Source organism: Arthrobacter sp. G119Y2 (assembly GCF_038069765.1).
Lineage (GTDB): Bacteria > Actinomycetota > Actinomycetes > Actinomycetales > Micrococcaceae > Arthrobacter_B.
Genome location: NZ_JBBPFS010000002.1, coordinates 520,160 through 544,340 on the forward strand (window position 1 = coordinate 520,160; position 24,181 = coordinate 544,340).

General features: G+C 65.3%; 22 protein-coding genes and 1 pseudogene. 20 read left to right on the forward strand and 3 right to left on the reverse strand.

Annotation, left to right across the window (positions count from 1 at the left end):
• Positions 1–3 precede the first annotated feature (3 nt).
• From lysA to WKB88_RS06130, 8 genes and pseudogenes are all read left to right on the forward strand, one after another.
• A complete protein-coding gene (gene lysA, locus WKB88_RS06095; protein WP_341393636.1) occupies positions 4–1,458 on the forward strand; it encodes a diaminopimelate decarboxylase in 1,455 nt (484 codons plus the stop codon).
• Positions 1,459–1,465: 7 nt separating this feature from the next.
• Positions 1,466–2,764 (forward strand): homoserine dehydrogenase, encoded by a 1,299-nt coding sequence (locus tag WKB88_RS06100; protein WP_341393637.1) that lies wholly within the window; start codon positions 1,466–1,468, stop codon positions 2,762–2,764.
• Positions 2,765–2,768: 4 nt separating this feature from the next.
• Positions 2,769–3,884, forward strand: coding sequence for a threonine synthase (thrC, locus tag WKB88_RS06105; protein WP_341393638.1), 1,116 nt, complete (start codon positions 2,769–2,771; stop codon positions 3,882–3,884).
• Positions 3,885–3,888: 4 nt separating this feature from the next.
• Positions 3,889–4,866: a homoserine kinase gene (thrB, locus tag WKB88_RS06110; protein WP_445818876.1), complete on the forward strand. Its 978-nt coding sequence runs from the start codon at positions 3,889–3,891 to the stop codon at positions 4,864–4,866.
• 398 nt (positions 4,867–5,264) lie between these two features.
• Complete coding sequence (rho, locus tag WKB88_RS06115; RefSeq protein ID WP_341393640.1) at positions 5,265–7,400, forward strand: transcription termination factor Rho; 2,136 nt, start codon at positions 5,265–5,267, stop codon at positions 7,398–7,400.
• Between the two features lie 154 nt (positions 7,401–7,554).
• A complete protein-coding gene (gene prfA, locus WKB88_RS06120; protein ID WP_341393641.1) occupies positions 7,555–8,634 on the forward strand; it encodes a peptide chain release factor 1 in 1,080 nt (359 codons plus the stop codon).
• 8 nt (positions 8,635–8,642) lie between these two features.
• Positions 8,643–9,527 carry a peptide chain release factor N(5)-glutamine methyltransferase gene (gene prmC, locus WKB88_RS06125; RefSeq protein ID WP_341393642.1) on the forward strand — a complete coding sequence of 295 codons (885 nt, stop codon included), beginning with the start codon at positions 8,643–8,645 and terminating at the stop codon, positions 9,525–9,527.
• A gap of 9 nt (positions 9,528–9,536) precedes the next feature.
• A pseudogene (locus WKB88_RS06130) lies at positions 9,537–10,196 on the forward strand (L-threonylcarbamoyladenylate synthase); the annotation flags it as partial.
• A 2-nt stretch (positions 10,197–10,198) separates the two neighbouring features.
• Here the strand turns inward: WKB88_RS06130 and WKB88_RS06135 are convergent.
• The 3 genes from WKB88_RS06135 to WKB88_RS06145 are packed head-to-tail and all read right to left on the reverse strand — an operon-like array spanning position 10,199 to position 13,079.
• Positions 10,199–11,197, reverse strand: a complete 999-nt coding sequence (locus tag WKB88_RS06135) for an NAD-dependent epimerase/dehydratase family protein (RefSeq protein WP_341393643.1) — start codon at positions 11,195–11,197, stop codon at positions 10,199–10,201.
• Positions 11,194–12,180 (reverse strand): glycosyltransferase, encoded by a 987-nt coding sequence (locus WKB88_RS06140; RefSeq protein ID WP_341393644.1) that lies wholly within the window; start codon positions 12,178–12,180, stop codon positions 11,194–11,196. Before WKB88_RS06140 ends, WKB88_RS06135 begins: the two co-directional genes overlap by 4 nt.
• The gene (locus tag WKB88_RS06145) at positions 12,180–13,079 is read right to left on the reverse strand and encodes a glycosyltransferase family 2 protein (protein WP_341393645.1); all 900 of its coding nucleotides are present in this window, start codon (positions 13,077–13,079) and stop codon (positions 12,180–12,182) included. Before WKB88_RS06145 ends, WKB88_RS06140 begins: the two co-directional genes overlap by 1 nt.
• A 157-nt stretch (positions 13,080–13,236) precedes the next feature.
• On the opposite strand from WKB88_RS06145, the gene WKB88_RS06150 reads away from it, so the two are divergent.
• The 12 genes from WKB88_RS06150 (at position 13,237) to WKB88_RS06205 (ending at position 24,174) form a co-directional block, all read left to right on the forward strand.
• Positions 13,237–15,141 carry a polysaccharide biosynthesis protein gene (locus tag WKB88_RS06150; protein WP_341393646.1) on the forward strand — a complete coding sequence of 635 codons (1,905 nt, stop codon included), beginning with the start codon at positions 13,237–13,239 and terminating at the stop codon, positions 15,139–15,141.
• Positions 15,141–16,139, forward strand: coding sequence for an MraY family glycosyltransferase (locus WKB88_RS06155; RefSeq protein WP_341393647.1), 999 nt, complete (start codon positions 15,141–15,143; stop codon positions 16,137–16,139). The genes WKB88_RS06150 and WKB88_RS06155 overlap by 1 nt, the downstream gene beginning before the upstream one ends.
• Positions 16,140–16,254: 115 nt before the next feature.
• The gene (locus WKB88_RS06160; RefSeq protein WP_341393648.1) at positions 16,255–16,746 is read left to right on the forward strand and encodes a hypothetical protein; all 492 of its coding nucleotides are present in this window, start codon (positions 16,255–16,257) and stop codon (positions 16,744–16,746) included.
• Positions 16,739–17,008 carry an AtpZ/AtpI family protein gene (locus WKB88_RS06165; RefSeq protein ID WP_341393649.1) on the forward strand — a complete coding sequence of 90 codons (270 nt, stop codon included), beginning with the start codon at positions 16,739–16,741 and terminating at the stop codon, positions 17,006–17,008. The genes WKB88_RS06160 and WKB88_RS06165 overlap by 8 nt, the downstream gene beginning before the upstream one ends.
• Positions 17,009–17,087: 79 nt before the next feature.
• Positions 17,088–17,894: a F0F1 ATP synthase subunit A gene (atpB, locus tag WKB88_RS06170; RefSeq protein WP_341393650.1), complete on the forward strand. Its 807-nt coding sequence runs from the start codon at positions 17,088–17,090 to the stop codon at positions 17,892–17,894.
• A gap of 85 nt (positions 17,895–17,979) precedes the next feature.
• The gene (locus WKB88_RS06175; protein ID WP_207377341.1) at positions 17,980–18,192 is read left to right on the forward strand and encodes a F0F1 ATP synthase subunit C; all 213 of its coding nucleotides are present in this window, start codon (positions 17,980–17,982) and stop codon (positions 18,190–18,192) included.
• 42 nt (positions 18,193–18,234) lie between these two features.
• Positions 18,235–18,783 carry a F0F1 ATP synthase subunit B gene (locus tag WKB88_RS06180; RefSeq protein ID WP_341393651.1) on the forward strand — a complete coding sequence of 183 codons (549 nt, stop codon included), beginning with the start codon at positions 18,235–18,237 and terminating at the stop codon, positions 18,781–18,783.
• Positions 18,783–19,598, forward strand: a complete 816-nt coding sequence (locus tag WKB88_RS06185; protein ID WP_341393652.1) for a F0F1 ATP synthase subunit delta — start codon at positions 18,783–18,785, stop codon at positions 19,596–19,598. The genes WKB88_RS06180 and WKB88_RS06185 overlap by 1 nt, the downstream gene beginning before the upstream one ends.
• A gap of 103 nt (positions 19,599–19,701) precedes the next feature.
• Positions 19,702–21,339, forward strand: a complete 1,638-nt coding sequence (gene atpA, locus WKB88_RS06190) for a F0F1 ATP synthase subunit alpha (protein ID WP_341393653.1) — start codon at positions 19,702–19,704, stop codon at positions 21,337–21,339.
• A gap of 101 nt (positions 21,340–21,440) precedes the next feature.
• On the forward strand, positions 21,441–22,334 hold the full coding sequence (locus WKB88_RS06195; RefSeq protein ID WP_341393654.1) for a F0F1 ATP synthase subunit gamma: 894 nt from the start codon (positions 21,441–21,443) through the stop codon (positions 22,332–22,334).
• 77 nt (positions 22,335–22,411) lie between these two features.
• Positions 22,412–23,875 (forward strand): F0F1 ATP synthase subunit beta, encoded by a 1,464-nt coding sequence (gene atpD, locus WKB88_RS06200; RefSeq protein WP_341393655.1) that lies wholly within the window; start codon positions 22,412–22,414, stop codon positions 23,873–23,875.
• A 5-nt stretch (positions 23,876–23,880) separates the two neighbouring features.
• Entirely contained in the window at positions 23,881–24,174 is a 294-nt protein-coding gene (locus tag WKB88_RS06205; protein ID WP_104052449.1) for a F0F1 ATP synthase subunit epsilon, read from the forward strand.
• Positions 24,175–24,181: the final 7 nt, after the last annotated feature.

Here is a 24,181-nt window from a genome sequence, read left to right on the forward strand (position 1 = left end):
TCCATGACTGTTTCCCCTCTCGCCCCCGGCTGGCTCAGCTACCCGGCGGACGCGAATGCCCTGCGCCCGCAGATGTGGGCCCGCGACGTGAGCCGGAACGGCAGCGGCGAACTGGAGATTGCCGGGATTCCGGTCTCCGCGCTGGCGAAGGAATTCGGTACGCCGCTGTTCGTGGTGTCCGAGGCCGACTTCCGCGCCCGGGCCCGTGACTTCAAGGACTCCTTCGACGCCGCGTTTGCCGACCTCTGCGGGGGAGTGGACGTCTACTACGCGGGCAAGGCCTTCCTGTGCACCGAAATTGCCCGCTGGGTCGCCTCGGAGGGGCTGCGCCTGGACACCTGCTCCGGCGGAGAACTGGCAGTGGCCCGCCGCGCCGGCATTCCCGGCGCGGCCCTGGGCCTGCACGGCAACAACAAGTCCGACGCCGAACTGACCCGGGCACTGGATATGGGCCTGGGCCGGATTGTCGTGGACAGTCTGGCCGAGCTTCAGCGGCTGGGCGCCCTGGCGGCCTCCCGCGGCGAACAGGCGAACGTCATGCTGCGGCTGACGCCGGGCGTGCACGCCTCCACCCATGAATTCATTGCCACCGCGCATGAGGACCAGAAGTTTGGGCTCTCCATGGCACCGGATCCGGAAGCCGGGGGAGTGTCGCCTGCGGAAACCGCCGTGGCTGCGGCCCTGGCGAACGAAGGCATCCGCCTGCTCGGGCTGCACTGCCACATCGGTTCCCAGATCTTTGAGTCCGAAGGCTTCGAGCTTGCCGCGCAGCGGCTGCTCGGTTTCCTGGCGGAGATTAAGACGGCGCACGGCGTGGAGCTGCCCGAGCTGGACCTCGGCGGCGGCTACGGCATTGCCTACACCGAGGCGGACACCCCGCGCCCGCCGGCCGAGATCGCCCGGGCCATGGCCGCCGTCGTCGGCTCCGCCTGCGCGGAACTGGGACTGGCCGTGCCGCGGATCTCCATCGAACCGGGCCGCGCCATCGTTGGGCCCACCACCTTTACCCTGTACCGCACCGGAACCGTCAAGACCGTCCGGGTGGACACGGCCGGCGGCGGCACCTCCGAACGCCGGTACGTTTCCGTGGACGGCGGAATGAGCGACAACGCCCGCCCGGTGCTATATGACGCCGACTATTCGGCGGTGCTCGCCTCGCGTGCCTCCGAAGATGACGCGGTTATGTCACGCGTGGTTGGCAAACACTGCGAAAGCGGGGACATAGTGGTTCGGGACGTCTACCTGCCGGCGGACACCGCCGACGGCGATCTGTTGGCTGTTCCCGGCACCGGTGCGTACTGTTGGGCGCTGGCCAGCAACTACAACTACATTGCCCGGCCTCCCGTCGTCGCCGTTAGGGACGGCGCCGCCCGGCTGATTATCCGGGGCGAAACCGAAGACGACCTGCTGGCCAGGGATGTTTTCGCTTCCAACCCGCCCGAAACGCCAGAGGAGTAGGCACCACATGAAGACCCTGAAAGTTGCCCTGCTGGGATGCGGAAACGTTGGCTCCCAGGTTGCCCGGATCCTTCTCGAGGACGCCGAGGACCTGGCCTCGCGCACCGGGGCACGGCTTGAGCTGACCGGCATCGCCGTCCGCAACCCCGATGCTCCCCGTGACGTTGACCTGCCGAAGGATCTGTTCACCACCGACGCCGAGAAGCTGGCGGAGAACGCTGACATTGTCATTGAACTGATGGGCGGCCTGGAGCCGGCCCGCACGCTGATGCTCCACGCCATCGGCCACGGCGCGTCAGTGGTCACCGGCAACAAGGCCCTGCTGGCAGCCGACGGCGCCGCACTGTTCCAGAAGGCGGACGCCGCAGGCGTCCGGCTGGCCTACGAAGCAGCCGTGGCCGGTGCGATTCCCATTCTGCGCCCGATCCGGGACAGCCTCTCCGGCGACCGCATCACCCGCGTGCTCGGAATCGTCAACGGCACCACGAACTACATTCTCGACGCGATGGACACCACCGGGGCGCAGTTCGCCGACGCCCTGGCCGAGGCCCAGCGGCTGGGGTACGCCGAAGCCGATCCCACCGCCGACGTTGAGGGACACGACGCCGCAGCAAAGGGCGCCATCCTCGCCTCGCTCGCGTTCCACACCAGCTTCGACCTGGCGAATGTCTCCTGCGAGGGGATTTCCGCAGTCACCGCCGACGACATCGCCGCGGCGAAGGACGCCGGGTTTGTCATCAAGCTACTGGCCATCGCGGAAAAGCTGGAGAACGACGGCGAACCGGGCGTCAGCGTCCGGGTGCACCCGACGCTGCTGCCGCGCACCCATCCGCTGGCCGCCGTCCACGGCGCGTTCAATGCCGTGTTCGTGGAGGCGGAAAACGCCGGCGAGCTGATGTTCTACGGACAGGGCGCCGGCGGTGCCCCCACCGCCTCGGCAGTGATGGGCGACGTCGTCAGCACGGCCCGCCGGCTGGTGCTCGGCGGTCCGCTCGGTGCGGAAACCCCCACCGGCCACGTCCCGGCCCTGCCGTTCGAGAAGGTGACCACCAGCTACAGCATTGGCCTGGAGGTCAGCGACCAGCCGGGCGTGCTGGCAGCCGTGGCCCGGGTGTTCGCTGAGAACGGCGTATCCATCGAGACCATGCGCCAGACCATCCACAGCGACGGCGCCGGAACTGCCGCCGAGCTGCGCTTTGTCACGCACCGTGCCTCCGAGGCCGCCCTGGCAGCAACCGTCGAGGCCATCAAGGGCCTGGACGTCATCAATTCCGTCACATCCGTCCTGCGGGTAGAAGGGGTCTAACACAGTGGCTCACCAATGGCGCGGCGTTATCCGCGAGTACGCCGATCGTCTTCCCGTCACCGACAGCACCGAGATCATCACGCTGGGCGAGGGCGGCACGCCCCTGGTCCGGGCTAAGGCCCTGTCCGAGCTCACCGGCAACGAGGTTTACCTCAAGGTCGAAGGCATGAACCCCACCGGTTCCTTCAAGGACCGCGGCATGACCATGGCCATGACGGCCGCCGTCGAATCCGGGGCCAAGGCTGTTGTCTGCGCCTCCACCGGCAACACCTCCGCCTCCGCCGCCGCATACGCAACACAGGCCGGCATCACCTGCGCCGTGCTGGTGCCGGACGGCAAGATCTCCATGGGCAAGCTCAGCCAGGCCATTGCCCACGGCGCCGAGCTGCTGCAGGTCAACGGCAACTTCGACAACTGCCTGGACGTGGCCCGCAAGCTCGCCGAGGCCTACCCGGTGTTCCTGGTGAACTCCGTGAACCCGGCGCGCATCGAAGGCCAGAAGACCGCCGCCTTTGAAGTTGTCGACGCCCTGGGCGACGCACCGGACCTGCACCTGCTGCCGGTGGGCAACGCCGGCAACATTACGGCGTACTGGAAGGGCTACAAGGAATACTCAGCCCCGTACACGAACCTCGCCGGAACCGAGCTGGCCCCGGTGGCCACCAAAACCCCCGCCATGTGGGGCTTCCAGGCCGAGGGCGCCTCACCCCTGGTTCAGGGCCATCCCGTCACGGAGCCCGACACCATCGCCACAGCCATCCGCATCGGCAACCCCGCGTCCTGGGACCAGGCCATTGCGGCGCGCGATGAATCCGGCGGCCTGATCGAAGCCGTCACCGACACGGAGATCCTGGAAGCGCACCGCTGGCTGTCCTCCCGGGAGGGCGTTTTTGTGGAGCCGGCCTCCGCCGCCGGCGTGGCGGGACTGCTGAAGAAGCATGCCGCCGGCGACGTGCCCACCGGCAAGAAGATCGTCATCACCGTCACCGGCCACGGGCTGAAGGATCCGCAGTGGGCGCTGCGCACCGCCGACGGCTCCGACGTGGAACCCACCAAGGTGGAGTTCGACGTCGTCTCCGTTGCCGCCGCGCTGGGACTGGAAGCCCAGGCTGCGGGCTAGGACCATGCATGTGAGCGATTCCGCGGCACCTTCCCGCGCTGCAGTGGCGCACGGCCAGGACATCACCGTCCGGGTCCCGGCCACCAGCGCCAACCTGGGCCCGGGCTTCGACAGCCTGGGCCTGGCGGTTGGCCTGTACGACACCGTCCGGGTGCGTACTACCGGCGAGCCCGGCACCGTTGTCACCATTGCCGGTGAAGGTGCCGGGACGCTGCCCACCGACGGCAGCCACCTGGTGGTGCGGACCATCCGGCAGACAGTGGAGGCCGCCGGTTATGTCCTGCCGGGCCTGCGCCTCGATGCGGACAACGTGATTCCGCACGGCCGCGGCCTGGGCTCCTCCGCCTCCGCCATTGTGTCCGGAGTGCTGGCGGGCAATGCCCTGCTGCCCCCGGAGCACCGCCTTGACGCTGCCGGGCTGCTCGATATGTGCTCCCGGCTGGAGGGACACCCGGACAACGTGGCACCTGCGCTGGCCGGCGGGCTGGCCATCTCCTGGGAAGAAGAGGGGGAGTTCCGCTCCGTTGCCGCACCGGTGCACTCAGACATCATTCCGGTGGCGGCCGTTCCGGCCAGCGAACTGTCCACGGAGAGCGCACGCGGGCTGCTTCCGGCGCAGGTGCCGCATCCCGCGGCAGCTGCCAACGCAGGCCGGGCCGCACTGCTCATCCATGCCCTCGCCGCCGAGCCGGCGCTGCTCCCGCAGGGAACCGTGGATTTCCTGCACCAGGAGTACCGGGCCGAGGCAATGGCACCCAGCGCCGCGCTGATGGCCCACCTGCGCAGGCACGGACTGGCCGCGGTCATCTCGGGGGCAGGGCCCACCGTGATGGTCCTGGCCAACGGAGCCGATCAGGCACGGGACGCGGAACGACTGATCGCCGGGTACCTCGCGGCCGCCGGAACTGCAGAATTTTGGCGTGTTTTGCGGCTCAGCGTCGACCGAGATGGTGCTAGAGTGGAAGAGCACCAGCGGTACTAACCGTCTTGTGTTCCCCGCACCCAGTTTGTGCTCCCGCATCCAGGCCGTCCTTTTCCGGACCGCCCTGAAGAATTGTTGAAAACTCGTTGCTCAGGGCATAGTGCCCAAACACCGTGTCGGAAGCTCTTGTTCAGCTGCGGACGTGCAATCCTCGGTGCAGCCTTCCGGGTACTGCCAAGAAACGGTCAGTCCCCTTGAATGCCGCATAGTTCGGCAGCGAAGCTGACCAAACTCCTGTGGATTTCTTTCCAAAGGCACCTTAAGTAGATTCGCCGATTCCCGGCTCCTGCCGGCAACCGGCGAACCCTGACCCCCATGTCTGACCATAGGGGGACCAGGGCCAAATCATCCGCGGCCGGCACTGCGCCGGACCGCCCGACGAGGGGGAAGGATCCTTCGTGACAGACACCACTGACCTGACAACAGGTGTGGACTCAGCTACCGCCGGAACAAACGGCGCAGCGACTTCAAAAAGCTCCGGTCTTGCGGGCCTCAAGCTTGCACAGCTGCAGGCGCTTGCCGGCCAGCTGGGCATTACCGGCGGGTCCCGCATGCGCAAGGGAGATCTCGTAACAGCGATCTCCAACCACCAGCGGGGCGGCGCAGTAGCAGACCGTCCGGTTCGCGGCGCGAAGACTGAAGCAGCCCAGGCCGACGGCGCGAAGGCCGGCACCGACCGCGCAGCCGCTCCGGCCGCCGCGGAGGCGCCCGCCGCCGAGCAGTCGGCGCCCGAGCGTCCGGCCCGGACCCGCAACCGCAACCGCCGCGCTGCCAGTGACGGAGTCGTCACTGCCCCCGCCGCGGAAGCACCGGTCCAGGCACCCGCAGCCGCAGAGGCACCCGCAGCCCAGGCTGAGGCTCCCCGCGAGGAAAACCAGCGCGAGGACAACCAGCGCGAGCGCGGCAACCGCCGTTCACGCAGCCGCCGTGCCGACAGCGATGCTTCGGACAACGGCCGCGCGGACAACAGGGCTGAGCAGAACAAGGCTGAGCAGAACACCAAGGCCGAGCAGCAGAATACTGACTCTGCGCCCGCAAACGCCTCGGAGAATACCGGGTCCGAGCGCTCCACCGAGGACCGCAGCCGTGAGAACACCCGCGGCGAGCGTGAGAACAACAACCGCGGCGAGCGCGAGAACCGGCGCGAGAACAACCGCGGCGAGCGCGAGAACAACCGGGACAACAACCGCGGCGACCGTGAAAACAACCGCAGCGACCGCGACGACAGCGAAGAAAACGGCCGCGGCCGCAATCGCCGCAACCGCAACCGCAGCGACCGCAATGACCGCAGCGACCGGAACGACCGCTTCCGCGACCGCAACGAGCGCCGCCGCAACCGGAACCAGAACCCGGACGTCGACGACGTTGAGGTCACCGAGGACGACGTCCTGCTGCCCGTAGCCGGCATCCTGGACGTGCTCGAGAACTACGCCTTTGTCCGGACCTCCGGCTACCTGCCGGGCCCGAACGATGTCTATGTGTCCCTCGCCCAGGTGAAGAAGTACAACCTGCGCAAGGGCGACGCCGTCGTCGGCGCGATCCGCGCCCCCCGCGAAGGCGAAAACCAGGGCGGAAACCAGCGCCAGAAGTTCAACGCCCTGGTGCGTCTGACCTCCGTCAACGGCAAGCCGGCCGAGGACAACAAGGACCGCGTGGAGTTCTCCAAGCTCGTCCCGCTGTACCCCTCCGAGCGCCTGCGCCTGGAGACCTCCGCCAAGGTGATCGGCCCGCGCGTCATTGACCTCGTGGCTCCGATCGGCAAGGGCCAGCGCGGCCTCATCGTCTCCCCGCCGAAGGCCGGAAAGACGCTGATCCTGCAGGCAATTGCCAACGCGATCACGATCAACAATCCTGAGGTCCACCTCATGATGGTCCTCGTGGACGAGCGTCCCGAAGAAGTCACGGACATGCAGCGCACGGTCAAGGGCGAGGTCATCGCCTCCACCTTCGACCGCCCCGCCGATGACCACACCACCGTCGCGGAGCTCGCCATCGAGCGCGCCAAGCGCCTGGTGGAAATGGGCAACGACGTCGTCGTCCTCCTGGACTCCATGACCCGCCTGGGCCGCGCCTACAACCTGGCCGCTCCGGCGTCGGGCCGTATCCTCTCCGGCGGTGTGGATTCCTCCGCGCTGTACCCGCCCAAGCGTTTCTTCGGTGCTGCCCGCAACATCGAGAACGGCGGTTCGCTGACCATCCTGGCCACGGCCCTGGTGGAAACCGGATCCAAGATGGACGAGGTCATCTTCGAGGAGTTCAAGGGCACCGGCAACATGGAACTGCGCCTGTCCCGCAACCTTGCCGACAAGCGCATCTTCCCGGCCGTGGACGTCAACGCGTCCGGTACCCGCCGCGAAGAGAACCTGCTGTCCCCGGACGAGGTCAAGATCATGTGGAAGCTGCGCCGCGTGCTCTCCGGGCTGGACACCCAGCAGGCGCTGGAACTGCTCACCGGAAAGATCCGCGAGACGCAGTCCAACGTTGAGTTCCTGATGCAGGTCCAGCAGACCACGCTGGGCACCAAGGACAACTAGCTGCCTTACCGAGCCGCTCATGCTCCGGTTCCTCCGCACTGCGGAGAAACCGGAGCCTGGGCGGTTTGGCAGTTAACGCGTGCACCTGAGTAAAGTTTTTTGAGATCCTCCCGAGTCCGGGCAAGGGTCCACCGTCGAAAGAGGAACGTACAACATGTTTGAGTCCATACAGGGTCTGCTGGATGAGCACGAAGAGCTGCAGCTGCGGCTTTCCGATCCGGCAGTGCACGCGGACCAGGGGCTCGCCCGCCGGCTTGGCCGGCGCTATGCCGAACTCAGCCGCATCGTGGACGCCTACAACAAGTGGCACGCCCTCGAAGATGACCTTGCGGCAGCGTCCGAAATGGCCGCCGAGGATCCCGAATTCGCCGCGGAAGTTCCGGTGCTGAAGGAAGCCCTCGACGACGCCCAGGAGAAGCTGCGCCGCCTGCTGATCCCGCGCGACCCCAACGACGGCCGCGATGTCATCATCGAGGTCAAGGGCGGCGAAGGCGGCGACGAAGCTGCCCTCTTCGCCGGCGACCTGCTGCGGATGTACACCCGGTACGCGGAGGCACGCGGCTGGCGGACGGAAATCATCTCGGCCACGGAGTCGGACCTGGGCGGCTACAAGGACGTTTCCATGGCCATCAAGGGAAACTCCAACGACCCGGCCGAGGGCGTCTACGCCCGCCTGAAGTACGAAGGCGGCGTCCACCGTGTTCAGCGGGTGCCCGTGACGGAATCCCAGGGCCGCATCCACACCTCGGCCGCCGGCGTGCTGGTGCTGCCCGAAGTGGACGAGCCCGAAGAGGTCGAGATCAGCCAGAACGACCTGAAGATCGACGTCTACCGTTCCTCCGGCCCCGGCGGCCAGTCGGTGAACACCACGGACTCCGCCGTGCGCATCACCCACCTGCCCACCGGGATTGTGGTGGCCATGCAGAACGAAAAGTCGCAGCTGCAGAACCGCGAAGCTGCCATGCGCGTGCTGCGCTCCCGCATCCTCGCGCACGAGCAGGAGAAGATCGACGCCGCGAACTCGGATATCCGCAAGTCCCAGATCCGCACCATGGACCGCTCCGAGCGCATCCGCACGTACAACTACCCGGAAAACCGGATTGTGGACCACCGCACCGGCTACAAGGCCTACAACCTGGACACCGTCATGAACGGCGACCTGGAAGCGGTGGTCCAGGCCGCCATCGAAATGGATGAGCAGGCCCGCCTGGACGCCATTGGTGACGAGAACTAACTTCGGCGATGGAATCCACCACACTGGCGGCGGCCCTGCGCGAGGCCGCCGCCATCCTGGCCGGGGCAGGGGTCCCCACACCGGGCGTTGACGCCGAGCTGCTGGCGGCCCATCTACTGGGAGCCTCGCGCGGACGGGTCAAAGCGCTGGCCTTTACCGATGCACCGGTCCCGCCCGGTTATGCGGAGCTGGTAGCCGAGCGTGCGGCCCGCGTGCCGCTGCAGCACCTGACCGGCACGGCCTCGTTCCGCTATCTGGAACTTCGGGTGGGCCCCGGCGTATTTGTGCCGCGGCCGGAAACGGAGACGGTGGCCCAGCTGGCCATCGACGCCGCCCGCCGGTTCGCCGCCGCAGGCAGGGTGCCGGTGAAGGCCGTGGACCTGGGAACCGGTTCCGGGGCGATTGCCGCATCCCTGGCCACCGAGGTTCCCCAAGCCGAAGTCCACGCCGTCGAACTGAGCCCGCTGGCCCTGGCCTGGGCGCGGCGGAACCTGGAACCGCTGGGGGTGGCGCTGGTGCATGATGACCTGCGCACCGCGCTGGCCGATCTCAACGGAACCTTCGACGTCGTGGTTTCCAACCCGCCCTACGTTCCCGCCGACGCGGTGCCGAAGGAACCCGAGGCCGCGGAGCATGATCCGGCGATGGCCCTCTACGGCGGCGGGCGCGACGGACTTGAGCTTCCGCTGGCCGCAGCCGGCACTGCTGCACGGCTGCTGCGCTCCGGCGGCTGTTTTGTGATGGAACACGCCGAGGTCCAGGCCGAGCGGATCGCGGCCCTGCTGGCCGCGCAGCCCTGCTGGCAGGATGTCGCAACACATACCGACCTGAACGGCCGTCCGCGGGCAACGTCCGCGGTGCGGACCGCCTCCAACATCTCCGACGAAGGATAGAACCAGCCCGTGACTACCACCTATGACTGCACCGACCCGGACGGACTCAGCGAAGGCCTGGCGAAAGCCCACCAGGCCATCAGCGCGAAGCAGTGCGTGGTCCTGCCCACCGACACCGTCTACGGCATCGGCGCCGATGCCTTTTCGCCGCAGGCGGTTGCCACGCTGCTCGCCGCGAAGGGCCGCGGCCGGTCGATGCCGCCGCCCGTGCTGATTCCCCGGATGCAGACCATGGAAGGGCTGGCCGTGGATGTTTCAGCGGATGCCCGCGCCCTCGCCGAAGCGTTCTGGCCCGGCGGGCTGACGATGATTTTCCACGCACAGCCGTCCCTGACCTGGGATCTGGGGGACACGCTGGGCACGGTGGCGCTGCGGATGCCCGACGATCCCATCGCGCTGGAGCTGCTGGCCCTGACGGGCCCGTTGGCGGTTTCCTCGGCCAACCGCACCGGAAACCCCGCCGCCCGGACCGCCGCCGAGGCGCGCGCACAGCTGGCTGAATCGGTGGAGGTCTACCTCGAAGCAGGCCCCCGGCCGGAGCACGGAGACGAGGGAGTGCCCTCAACCATTGTTGACGCCACCTCCGACGTGCTGCGGGTGGTCCGCCTGGGCGCGGTCAGCCTGGCGCAACTGCAGGAAGTGGTCCCGGGAGTCCAGGGACCGGACGAAGACTAGCGTCCCGCCGGTTCCCGGACCTGCAGGGAGCGCAGGACATCCTGCACCCGGGGTTCGGGAACGCTGCCGGTGGCCTCGGCCCAGCCGGAGACCTGCCGCTGGCCGAACCACATCATCTCCAGCCTGCGCAGCGGTCCGTGCAGGCGCTCACCCGCCAGTGCGGAGAGCCGGTAGCCGGCCCACAGGGCACTGCGGCACAGCCAGGCAGGCAGGCGCACCGGGCTTCGGCCGCCGGCCGCTTCCAGCACTCCCGCCACCGTGGCGCGTTCCCACGGCTGAAGGACGACGCCGGGAACGTCACCGGTGTACTGCCCCACCGTGATGATGAACTCCACCAGCGAATCCACGGAACTGACCGGCGACGGCGCCGTTCCCCGTCCCGCAACCGAGGCCAGCGGCGAGGCCGCCAGCCGGGCGAGTTTCGCCGTCGTGGGCCGCTGCGGGCCCTGCACGGACGTGGCCCGGATGGTCACGGCGCTGCATCCGCGGCCGGTGCGGGCGGCAAGGGCGCGTTCGCCCAACGCCTTGGACCGCGAGTAGGCGGAGAACGGCTGGACGTAGCTTGATTCGTCCAGGAACGGTCGGTGGCCCTGGACGGCGGCGCTGCTCAGGTGCACAAAACGCCGGAGCCCGGCGTCATCCGCGGCCTCGGCAATTACTGCCGGCAGCAGCGAGTTTGCGCCGCGCAGGGCGGGGGAGTCCGCCCCGCCGGGTGTGGCCAGACCTGCGGCGTTGACCACCACCGAGGCACCGGCGAAGGCGGCAGCGAGTTCCGCCCGCACAGCCGCCAGCCCGGCGGCCTCGCCCAGTATCCCGGCGGCGTCGCGGGCCGAGGACGAAAGCCGCGGCGCCGGAACGGTCCGGACCGTGATGCCGGCCGCCCGCAGGCCGGCGCAAACAGCGCCGCCGATGAAACCCGAGGAACCCAGAACCACCCAGACACCGGACGGCTCCGAACTCGAAGATTCCTGCGGGGACGAGAGGTACTGCGTCAAACCTGGTTCCGTTCGTGGTGGGGATGTTCCTCCAGCGGAGGCATGGGCTGCCAGGATCCATCGTGCAGGATCCTGCGGCTTTCACGCCAACCGCGCCAGAGGCTTGCCGCACCGGAGATGCGGTGCTCGACTGCGAGGAGCCGGAGGACTTCCTTGGCAGCCGTGAGCAGGGTGCCCAGGGCAAACCCCGCCCGGTGATACCTGCCGTGCGCGAGCAGGTACTGAGCCGTGTGGCCGCGGTTGCGCATGGAGTAGAAGCGGCTAAGGTCGCTGGAGTCGTTCAGGTGGCGGATGCCGAGGTCGATCTGCTTCTGCGGCCGGATCTTCTGGAGCACGAAGTCATTGACATACACCACCTCCGTCAGCTGCGAGGCGAGCCAGCCGTAAATCTCGTCGTCGCCGTTGATGAAGTACCGCGCATCCGGCAGTCCGATCCGGCGGACAAGGTCCGCAGAGATCAGCATGCCTTCGAAACAGCCCACATTCGTAGCGAAAACGGGGGAGTCCCGGAACACGTTGCCTTGGACGGGAAGGTGGATGCCCAGGAAGGGCCGGAAGCGGTGCTGCCAGAAGAACGGACGGCCGGCGTCGTCGAGCCGCCGCCCGTGAATGCACTCGTAGGTGCCGGTCCACTTTGCGAGGGCCGCCACGGCACCCGGGAGGATGACGACGTCGTCATCCATCACCCACAGCCAGGAGGCGCCCTCGGCCAGGGCGCGTTCCACGCCGGCGGCGAATCCGCCGGCCCCGCCGGCGTTGACCGGCAGGCGCAGGTTGACCACGGGCACGGGAAGCCGGGAGGCGGCGTCGGCGATCGTTTCCTGCGTGTCGTCGGTGCTGGCGTTGTCCACCACGATGATCCGCTCCGGAGCCGGGTCGAGTGCGGTCACCGACTCCAGCAGCCCCCGCAGGTACCGGGACCGGTTGAACGTGGTGATGACAAGTGTCAGTGCGGCGCCCGGCCCGGCGGCTGAAGTGCTCATCAGAACCCGAAGTCCGACGGCGGTCCGAACCGGCGTCCGCGCATGCCGGCAGCGTAGGCGCGCAGCCATGACGCAAAGCCGCGCAGGTCGCGGGTCCTGGCGAAGTGGACCGGGTAGCCCACGGCGTCGGCGGCGAAGGAGCGCAGGCGCTTGTATTTCCAGGTCAGGTGCCCGCGGTTGCGGTAGAAGTAGAACTGCTTGAAGGCGTTTTCCGGAACCAGCACGTGCAGCCGTTCACCGGCCACCTGCTGTACTTCGCCCCACGCCGCGGGATGCGTCAGGGCAACGGAGGTGACCGTGCCGAAACGCACACCGGCCCGGCGCAGGCGGATCATGAAGTCTGTTTCATCACCCCGGATGAACAGGCGGAGGTCCGGCAGCCCCACCCGGAAGAAAACATCCGCGCGGATCAGCGCACCGTTGAAAAAGTGCCCGACGTCCGGGATGAAGCCCAGCTTTTCCACCTCCGCGCGGTCATGCGTGAGCTTGCCGTTGAGGCGGAAGTGGAAGGACAGCGTGTCGGGGTGCCCGGGGGCAACCACCAGGGGAAGGACCACATCCATCTCGTGTTCCCGCGCAGCCTCCAGCAGCGCCGCCAGGCACTTCGGATCCTCCGGATGGGCGTCGTCGTCCATGATCCAGATCCAGTCCGCACCGGAAGCCATGGCCGAGAGAATGGCCAGCGAGAAACCGCCGGCACCGCCCAGATTGGTGTTGGAGCGGATGTACGTGACGGGCGCAGCGGACGACTCGGCGATATCCTGAACCGGAGTGTTCCCTGAATCCACCAAGGAAACTGACGTAATGTTGCCGGTCTGGGCAGCCAACGAGCCCAGGAGCACGGCAACGTCATCGGGACGGTCGAAGGTTACTGCTGCTACGGCCACTGAGTCCGGCAAAATGATCCTTTCGAGGCAACCCGGATGAGCGGCACAAGCCGAACGGAGAAGGGTGTGCAGTTAGAATGCTGATGAGTTTCCAGTCTATTACACCGGAATCTTCCGAACCGTGTTGCAACCACCGAGAAGAGAACCGGGGAATTACCCGTTGAGGATTATGAGGCAGACAAGCACGGACGAGCGCGGTCCTTCCCGCGACGAAAAACCTGCGCTGTGGCTGTGGTCCCAGTACGTTTTGGACTCGCTGGCATGGATAGTGGCCATAGTCCTGGCACTGGTCCTGCGCTACGAGCTCACAGTGGACCAGATCAACCCCGGCGGCGTGGCCGTCTTCTGCGGGGCCGCCGTGCTGGTGCAGCTGATCGTCGGCTATTCCTTCGCGCTGTACCGCGGCAGATACAGCTTCGGCAGCTTCCACGAGATGCGCCTGCTGGCAATCGTCACGCTGGTTGTCGCCGCCATCCTCGTCATGGTCAGCGCACTCTTCGGCCTGACCATCGACATTCCCCGCAGCACCGGGATGATCGCCTTCCCGTTCGCCTGCCTGTTCATGGCCGCCATCCGCTACCTCAAGCGCATGTACGTCGAGGGCAAGGCCCGGCCGGGCGACGAAGCCCAGCGGACCCTGGTGTACGGCGCCGGCTTCCTGGGCAGCTCCCTGGTTACGCGCATGATGAAAGACCCTGAATCCCCGTACTACCCGGTGGGACTGATCGACGACGACCCGGCCAAGAAACACCTGCGCCTGGCCACCGTGCCGGTGCTGGGCCGGCTCGAGGACCTGCGCGAGATCGTGCAGCGCACGCGCGCCACCGTCCTGGTCATCGCGATCGCCGACGTCGAAGCCCGCCAGGTGCGTGAAGTCACCGACCACGCCGACGGACTGAACCTGAGGGTGCTGGTCCTGCCTCCGCTGAAGGACATGCTGAGCAAGGGTGCGGGAGCCGGCCTGACCGACTTCCGCGAGGTGGCGGTGGAGGACCTGATCGGCCGGCGCCCCGTGGACATCCACGTGGAGGAAGTTGCCGGCTACCTGACCGGCCGCAAGGTGCTGGTCACCGGTGCCGGCGGCTCCATCGGATCGGAACTCTGCCGGCAGATCACCGCCTTCGATCCCGCCGAGCTGATCATGGTGGACCGTGACGAGACCGGCCTGCAGCTGACCCAGCTCTCCATCACCGGCCACGGGCTGCTCAACGGCAAGGACACCGTCCTGGCCGACATCAGGGACTCCGCGGCCCTGGAGGAGATCTTCGCCGAGCGCCGCCCCGACGTCGTGTTCCATGCCGCCGCGCTCAAGCACGTCTCCCTGCTGGAGCAGTACCCGCAGGAAGCCTGGAAGACGAATGTGCTGGGCACGGCGAATGTGCTGCGCGCCGCGAAGAAGGCCAACGTCAAGTACTTCGTGAACATCTCCACCGACAAGGCGGCGAACCCCACCACCGTGCTGGGCCACTCCAAGCGTGTAGCCGAGAAGCTCACCGCCTGGATGGCCGGAAGCACCGGAGAACGCTATGTCTCGGTCCGTTTCGGAAATGTCATCGGCAGCCGCGGCTCCATGCTGCCGCTGTTCACCGAACAGATCCGCCAGGGCGGTCCGCTGACCGTGACCGACCCGGAGGTTACCCGCTTCTTCATGACCATTCCCGAGGCCTGCCAGCTGGTCATCCAGGCCGGCGCGATCGGCCGCGGCGGCGAAGTGCTGATCCTGGACATGGGTGAACCGGTGAAGATCCTGGATGTGGCCCGGCGGATGATCGATATGTCCGGCAAGGACATCGAAATCGTGTTCACCGGGCTGAGGCAGGGCGAAAAACTGCATGAAATCCTGGTGGGCACGGGGGAAGACGATTCACGTCCGCTGCACCCGAAGATTTCCCACACGGCAGTGGACGAGCTCAACCCCTCGGACCTGCGGTTCGAGGACTGGCTGCACAAGTGCGGCGTCGATTCCCACGGCGATCTCCTGCCGCCGGTCACCGGCATCGGGGGAGCGGCACCGGGGGAGCGCGGCAACCTGCACCCGTTCAACGGCGGAGCTGCTGAACGGCGGACAGGCTGATGCTGCTGGCCCTGTGCGCGGGCGCCGCCTTCCTGGCGAGCCTGCTGCTGCCGTTCGCCTTCATTCCGCTGCTGCGCCGGCTGGGAGTCCTGGACATCCCGAATGAGCGCTCTTCCCACACCAAGGTGGTGATCCGCGGCGTCGGGGTGACCATTGCCGCCGGTGTCCTGCTGGGACTTGCGCTGTCCCTGCTGACCGGTTTGGTCAGCGTGGACCGCTCCATCGTGCTCATTGTTGCGGTGCTGATCGCGGCGGCGTCCCTGCTCGGCTGGATCGAGGACTTCCGCGGACTCTCCGTCCGGGTGCGCGCCGGCCTCCAGCTGCTCCTTGGCATCCTGGCCACCACCGCCCTGGTGTGGACCATGGAGCAGAGCTACTGGTGGGTGCCCGTAGGGGCGCTGGCCATTGCCGGCTACATTAACGTGGCCAACTTCATGGACGGCGTCAACGGCATTTCGGGACTGCACGGCATCGCCGTCGGCGTCCTGTATGCCGTCGGCGGTGTCCTCGGGGACCAGGCCTGGATGACGGTGGCCGGAGCGGTCACCGCCGCCGCCTTCGCTGCCTTCCTGCCCTGGAACCTGGGCCGCGGCTCGGTGTTCATGGGTGACGTCGGCAGCTACCTGCTGGGAGCCTCGATCGCCGGAATAGCCGTGGCCGCCTTCCTGGCCGGGGTCAACGTGGAGTACCTGCTGTTTCCGGTCCTCATCTACCTGGCCGACACCTTCTCCACACTCCTGATGCGCGTTAGCCGGGGCGAGCGCTGGTACGCAGCGCACCGCCAGCATGTGTACCAGCGGCTGACCGATGCGGGGCTGAGCCACCTGCAGTCGGCATCCGTGGTCACCGTCTGCACAGTCCTGACCGGTGCGGCCGGTCTTGTGGTTGCCGGAGCCGGCGATGTGCTGAAGGTCGCCGTAACCCTTTTCGCACTGGCCGTCGTCGTGTTTTACCTGCTGTCGCCGCGCATTTTCGGCCGGCTGCACAGCACCGTGTGAGCCTGCATGACGCCTCGGGCCGGTGCCCACTTCTATGTGTTGTAGAATTTGTACGGTCGCGGATTCCCGCGCCGCCGCTTCCACCCGCTCCGGCCCGAAGGATGTTCGCAAAGTTATGAGCCCCGCAGACGGTGCCCTGACTGGACGTCCCGTTGCCGTATCCGGTCCCACCACCAATCCATGGCTCAGCATTTTCGGCACTTCGATGAAGTGGACGGGAATCCTGGCCGCGGCTCTCGCCGCGGCGTCCCTGGTCACTGCCGGTACCTCCGGCCTGGGCAGCGTGCTGTTCGGCTGGGGGCTGGTCATCGCCTTCAGCGGCGTGAGCCTGCTGATCGTCCATGTGGTGGGCCGCGACAATCCGCACGGCGCCATGGCCATGTTCGCTTTGATCTACATCGTCAAGGTGGTCCTGTTTGCCGCGGTGCTGCTGATGATCGGCAGGCCCGCCTGGCTGGACTCAACGTGGTTCCTGGCCAGCGCGGTGGCGACCGTCGTGGTGTGGCAGGTTGCCGAAATCCGTGGTTTCTCCCGAATCCGCTTCCAGTTGTATTACGACGACGGTCCCGGGGAAACACCATCAGTAAAAGGGGAAAAGGATGTCTGAAAAGCCTGGCTTCGACACCGAGTCCACTTACGACTCCGGCATGCGCGTCTTCAGCTACATCATTGGCGGGATCGTCGCCTGGGGTTTGGTAGGGTGGTTTTTGGACAATCTGTTCGAAACTCAGTGGTTGGTGCTAGTCGGTATTCTCTTCGGAGTTGCCGCCGGATTCTACCTGACCAAAGTGCACGGCCTGACCGGAAGCAAACCTGCGAAAGCCAGCGTCGGCCATCCAGCCCACGACCGTGAAGAAGCCGAACAGTAATGCCACAGATTTTAGACCGGGCAACTAGCTTTGCCCCGATTCACACGCCCGATGAAGGACACAGCAGAGAGGAAACGCGTTGATCGCGCTTGCACTCCCGGCCACTAATGAAGGTGGATTCGTTCCGCCGGCCATTGACGAAATGCACCTCCCTGAGATTTTCCCGTGGGGCGCCGAGTACGGAACCGGTGTTGGCAAGCAGATGCTGCTGGTCTTCATCTCGGTCATCATCATCGCCGTGTTCTTTATCCTTGCTTCCCGCAAGGGAAAGCTTGTACCGGGACGGCTGCAGTTCCTGGGCGAATTCGGTTACGGCTTTGTCCGTAACGGCATCGCCAAGGATGTGATCGGCGAGAAGGACTTCCTCAAGTTTGTTCCTTTCCTCTTCGCGCTGTTCTTCTTCATCATCGTCAACAACATTTACGGAGCCATTCCGTTTATCCAGTTGCCGAGCTTCTCCCATCCGGGCGGAGCCTACCTGCTGGCCGCGATCGTCTACTTCACGTGGATCGGTATCGGCATCAAGAAGCACGGCATGAAGTACTTCGTGAAGGCCACCGTTCCCTCGGGCGTGCCGTGGTACATCCTTCCGGTCCTGGTTCCGATCGAGATCATCTCCAACTTCCTGGTCCGTCCGATCACGCACAGCCTGCGTCTGTTCGCCACCATGATGTCCGGACACCTGATCATCATGCTCGCCGGCGCCGGCATTGAATACCTCCTGGTCCTCCAGGACAACATCCTGCTCCAGGCCTCTTCGGTACTGGTACTGGGCGGCGGTATCGCCATGTACATGCTTGAAGCGCTGATCATGGTGCTCCAGGCCTACGTTTTCACCCTGCTGACCGCCATTTACATCCAGGGCGCACTGGCAGACGATCACTAAGCTTTCCCTCCAGGGAAAACCAAAACTTCCCTTCGGGGAAACCCCAAGCAACCTGCCCTCAGGGCATCTTGAAAGGAAAATGAACATGGAAATCTCGGGTAGCCTCAACGCAATCGGCTATGGCCTCTCCGCTATCGGCGGCGCCATCGGTGTGGGCCTTGTCTTCTTCGCCTACATCAGCGGCGTTGCACGCCAGCCGGAGGCACAGCGCGTCCTCCAGCCGATCGCCTTCCTGGGTCTGGCACTGACCGAAGCACTCGCTATCCTTGGTCTGGTTCTCGCGTTCATTGTTGGCTAATCCCAGCCGACCGACCAACCAAGCAGATAGGACGGGTGAATTATGGATCAGGTAGTTCTGTTGGCAGCCTCTGAAGGCGCCAACCCCCTGATTCCCAACGTCTGGGAAATCCTGGTGACGGGAATCAGTTTCGCCATACTGATGTTCATCGTCGTCAAGTTTGTGGTGCCGGCCTTCGAGAAGACGTACGCAGAGCGCACGGAAGCCATCGAAGGCAACATCGCGAAGGCCGAAAAGGCCCAGGCCGAGGCCAGCGCAGCGCTGGACGAGTACAAGGCACAGCTTTCCGATGCCCGCGCAGAAGCTAACACCATCCGTGAAGAAGCACGCGCCGAAGGCGCCCAGATCCTCGCGGAACTGAAGGCCAAGGCAGCTGCGGAATCCGCACGGATCACCGAGCAGGCACAGGTGCAGATCGCCGCAGAGCGGCAGGCGGCCGTTACGTCGCTCCGCGCTGAGGTAGGCACGCTGGCTACCGAGCTGGCCGGACGCATCATCGGCGAAACGCTCGAGGATGACGCCCGCGCTGCACGCGTGGTTGACCGTTTCCTTGGGGAACTGGAAAACGAGAACGCAGGTGCAGCTAGGTAATGGCAGGAGTATCGAGCGAATCACTGGCCATGGCATATGAGCACCTGGAAGCCAAGCTTCCGTTTGCTTCGCTGTCACTGGCAGAGGAACTCTTTGGAATCCTGGGCGTTCTCGACAGCAGCGCCGGTATCCGGCGTGCGCTGACCGACCCCGCCCGTCAAAGTGATGACAAGGCGGCGCTGGTTTCACAGCTGGTACGCGGCAAGGTTTCGGCTGACGCTGAAGCCATTGTGGCTGATCTGGTCTCCTCGCGTTGGCGGTCTCCGCGTGACTTGGGTGATGCGCTCGAGGAACTGGCTGCCACTGTTGTTTCAGCAACGGCCGAAAACAGGGGATCGGGCCTTGCCGGCCTCGACGCCCTGGAAGACGACCTCATCCGGTTCAACCGGGCGGTAGCTTCCAGCCACGAGCTGCAGCGGGCATTGTCCGAGCCGCAGGCATCGCCTGAGGCGAAGATCCGTCTGGCAGAAGCGCTGGTGCCCGGGGCTACTCCCGAAGCACTGGTGCTGATCCGCCAGGCAGTCACGCATCCGCGTGGCCTGAAGCCCAGCGCCCTCGTGGCACGCTTCCTGGAGCTCGTCGCCGGGCGCCAGAAGCGCTGGATTGCCGAGGTTCGGGCCGCCCGTCCGTTGACCCAAGAGCAGCTTTCGCGTCTGCAGTCCTCTCTTAATGGACTCTACGGCCGTGAGTTGAAGATCAACGCCGACGTTGACCCGTCACTAATCGGCGGCGTGCGGATCGCAGTGGGAGACGAGATACTGGATTCATCAGTAGTTTCCCGTCTGTCCGACCTCCGTCGGAAGCTCGCGGTCTAGCCGTCTTCACGGACGGTATGAGACCAGATCACGAACACTTGAGAACTAATCACGGTCATCGGCACCAAGCGATGATCACAACACAGGAGAGCAGGGACTGCAGATGGCCGAATTGACCATCAACGCCGACGACGTCCGTAATGCGTTGAACGAATTCGCGGCGTCATACGAACCCGGAAACGCAGAGCGCGTTGAAGTTGGCCGCGTAACAACCGCCAGCGACGGCATTGCCCGTGTGGAGGGCCTGCCCTCCGTCATGGCTAACGAGCTGCTTCGGTTCGAGGACGGCACACTGGGCCTCGCCCAGAACCTTGACACCCGTGAAATCGGTGTCGTTGTACTCGGCGACTTCGCCGGGATCGAAGAAGGCCAGGAAGTTCACCGCACCGGTGAAGTCCTGTCCGTACCCGTGGGCGACGCCTTCCTGGGCCGCGTTGTCGACCCGCTGGGCGAGCCGATGGACGACCTGGGCCCGATCGAGGCTGAAGGACGCCGTGCACTGGAACTCCAGGCACCCGGCGTCACCCAGCGCAAGTCGGTCCACGAACCGCTTCAGACCGGTCTCAAGGCTATCGACGCCATGATTCCGATCGGCCGCGGCCAGCGCCAGCTGATCATTGGTGACCGCAAGACGGGTAAGACCGCCATTGCCGTTGACGCCATCCTTAACCAGAAGGCCAACTGGGAATCCGGCGATGTCCAGAAGCAGGTGCGCTGCATTTACGTAGCCATCGGCCAGAAGGCATCCACGGTTGCTGAAATCAAGCGGACCCTCGAAGACCGCGGCGCAATGGAGTACACCACCATTGTTGCTTCCCCGGCTTCGGACCCCGCAGGCTTCAAGTACCTGGCACCCTACGCCGGTTCGGCCATTGGCCAGCACTGGATGTACGGCGGCAAGCACGTCCTGATCATCTTTGATGATCTGTCGAAGCAGGCCGAAGCCTACCGCGCCGTATCCCTGCTGCTCCGGCGCCCGCCGGGCCGCGAAGCCTACCCGGGCGATGTGTTCTACTTGCACTCCCGCCTGCTGGAGCGTTGCGCGAAGCTCTCCGACGACCTCGGTGCCGGTTCCATGACGGGTCTTCCCATCATCGAAACCAAGGCAAACGACGTCTCGGCGTACATTCCGACCAACGTCATCTCCATCACCGACGGCCAGATCTTCCTGCAGTCGGACCTCTTCAACGCCAACCAGCGCCCCGCCGTCGACGTCGGTATTTCCGTCTCGCGCGTCGGTGGTGCTGCACAGCAGAAGGCCATGAAGAAGGTCTCCGGTACGTTGAAGCTGGAACTGGCCCAGTACCGCGACATGCAGGCATTCTCCATGTTTGCTTCGGACCTGGACGCAGCCACCCGTCAGCAGCTCACCCGCGGTGCGCGCCTGATGGAACTCCTCAAGCAGGGTCAGTACGCTCCGTACCCCGTTGAAGAGCAGGTTGTTTCCATCTGGGCCGGCACGAACGGCTACCTGGACGATGTTCCCGTGGAAGATGTGCTCCGCTTTGAAGGCGAGTTCATTGACCACCTGAAGCACAGCACTTCAGTGCTGACCACCCTGGCACAGACGGGCAAGCTTGAGGACTCCACAGTGGATGAACTCAAGAAGCGCGTTGTCGCGTTCAAGGAAGGGTTCTTCGGCGAAGGCGACAACCACATGGTTGCTGCCGGCCACGAAGAGCACTCCGCCCTGGGCGAAGACGCTGTTGACCAGGAAAAGATCGTCAAGCAGAAGCGCTAACGCCTTTGTAGTTCCGCGTCCGGGTCCTTTGGGATCCGGACGCGGAACCCTTGGCCTTTGCCTTAGCCCCTAGTAGAACGCTAGGAACTGAAAGGAAAAGTATGGGAGCCCAAATTCGGGTCTACCGTCAGAAGATCGCTTCGACGACGTCGATGCAGAAGATCTTCAAGGCGATGGAGCTGATTGCTGCCTCTCGCATTGGAAAGGCGCGCACCCGTGTGGCTGCGTCACTGCCGTATTCCAATGCGATCACCCGTGCCGTTTCTGCTGTGGCGTCCCAGTCGGAAATCGATCACCCGCTGACTACCGAGCCGGAGCAGATCCGCCGGGCAGCCATGGTGGTCCTCACTTCCGACCGTGGTCTTGCTGGTTCGTATTCCGCCAGTGTGCTCAAGCAAAGCGAATCCTTGGCCGAACTGCTCCGTGAAGAGGGCAAAGAGGTCAAGACCTACCTGGTGGGACGTAAGGCGCAGGCGTACTACGACTTCCGTGACCGCGAATCTGCGCGTGTCTGGACCGGAAATACCGATGCACCGGACTTTGAAACCGCCCGCGAAATCGGCCGGGCGCTCCTCGACGACTTCAACACCGACTACGAAGACGGCGGCGTGGATGAAATCCACATCGTCTACACGCGCTTCAAGTCGATGGTTGTCCAGGAACCCACGGTGATCCGCCTGCTTCCGCTGGAGGTAGTCGAGGAAGAAGCGAAGTCCGAGACTGAGCTGCTGCCTCTCTACGAGTACGAGCCCGAGCCCGAAAAGGTTCTTGACGCACTGCTGCCGCGCTACATCGAGTCGCGCATCTTCGCAGCCATGCTTCAGGCAGCCGCTTCCGAGCTTGCCGCCCGCCAGCGCGCAATGAAGTCCGCCGGGGACAACGCCAGCGACCTTATTAAGAAGTACACGCGACTTCGCAATAACGCCCGCCAGGCCGAGATCACCCAGGAACTGTCCGAGATTGTGGCCGGTGCCGACGCGCTCAGCGCGTCCTAGCTCCAGCTTCCAACAGGCGTAGTTCCACCAGAAGCAAACTTAGTCCACACGCCATCTAACTGAGTGAAGTGAGAGAGATGACTGCCCAAACTGTCGAGCACGGATCTGATTCCGTAGCCTCGGGTGCCACCGGCCGTATCGCCCGTGTCATCGGCCCGGTTGTCGACGTCGAATTCCCGGCTGACGCAATCCCCACCATCTACAACGCGCTGACCACCGAGCTGACGCTCAACGGTGAGACCCGCACCATTACGTTCGAAACGTCCCAGCACCTCGGCGACAACCTCGTGCGCGCCATCTCCATGCAGGCCACCGACGGCCTGGTCCGCGGCGCAGCCGTCGTGGATACCGGCGCGCCGATCTCCGTCCCCGTGGGCGACGGCGTCAAGGGCCACATCTTCAACGTCCTGGGCAAGCCCCTGGACGTCACCGAAGACCAGCTGGAAATCACGGAGCGCTGGCCGATCCACCGCAAGGCTCCGAACTTTGCGGACCTCGAAGGCTCCACCGAGATGCTGGAAACCGGCATCAAGGTCATCGACCTTCTCACCCCGTACATCAAGGGTGGAAAGATTGGCCTGTTCGGTGGCGCCGGTGTCGGCAAGACCGTTCTGATCCAGGAAATGATCACCCGTGTTGCCCGCAACTTCGGTGGTACCTCGGTATTCGCCGGTGTCGGCGAGCGTACCCGCGAGGGCAACGACCTCTGGGTTGAAATGGAAGAGGCAGGCGTCCTGAAGGACACCGCCCTTGTGTTCGGCCAGATGGATGAGCCGCCGGGAACGCGTCTGCGCGTGGCCCTGTCCGGCCTGACCATGGCGGAGTACTTCCGCGATGTGCAGAACCAGGACGTGCTGCTCTTCATCGACAACATCTTCCGCTTCACGCAGGCAGGTTCCGAAGTTTCAACGCTTCTGGGCCGCATGCCGTCCGCTGTGGGCTACCAGCCGAACCTGGCCGACGAGATGGGTCTCCTGCAGGAGCGCATCACGTCCACCAAGGGTCACTCGATTACGTCGATGCAGGCCATTTACGTGCCTGCTGATGACTACACCGACCCGGCCCCGGCCACCACGTTCGCGCACCTGGACGCCACCACGGAACTTTCCCGTGAAATCGCCTCGCGCGGCCTGTACCCGGCCGTGGATCCGCTGACCTCCACGTCGCGCATCCTCGACCCGCAGTACGTGGGCCAGGAGCACTACGACACGGCTGTCCGCGTCAAGCAGATCCTTCAGAAGAACAAGGAACTGCAGGACATCATCGCCATCCTCGGCATCGACGAGCTTGGTGAAGAGGACAAGATTGTTGTGGCACGTGCACGCCGCATCCAGCAGTTCCTGTCGCAGAACACCTACACCGCCAAGCAGTTCACCGGCGTCGAGGGCTCCACGGTTACCATCAAGGAAACCATTGAGGGCTTCAAGGCCATCTGCGACGGCGACGTGGACCACATCGCCGAGCAGGCCTTCTTCAACGTCGGCAGCATGGACGATGTCATGGCCAACTGGGCGAAGATCCAAGAGCAGACCGGGAAGTAAGCCCTATGGCGAACACTGCTGAACTCGAAGTTGAGATTGTCGCAGCGGACCACTTCGTGTGGTCCGGCGCGGCAAAGATGGTCAAGGCACGCACGTCCGAGGGTGACGTCGGGATCCTTCCCGGCCACACTCCGCTGCTGGCCATCCTGGCTGAAGGCGAAATGGCCATCGAGCCGGTCTCCGGTGCCCGCTTCACGGTGAACGTCGACGGCGGATTCTTTTCCGTCGACAGCAACCGCGTGGTGATTGTCGCTGACAATGCTCAGATGAACGACGCAGCCAACGCTGGGACTCGCTGACCCTTCC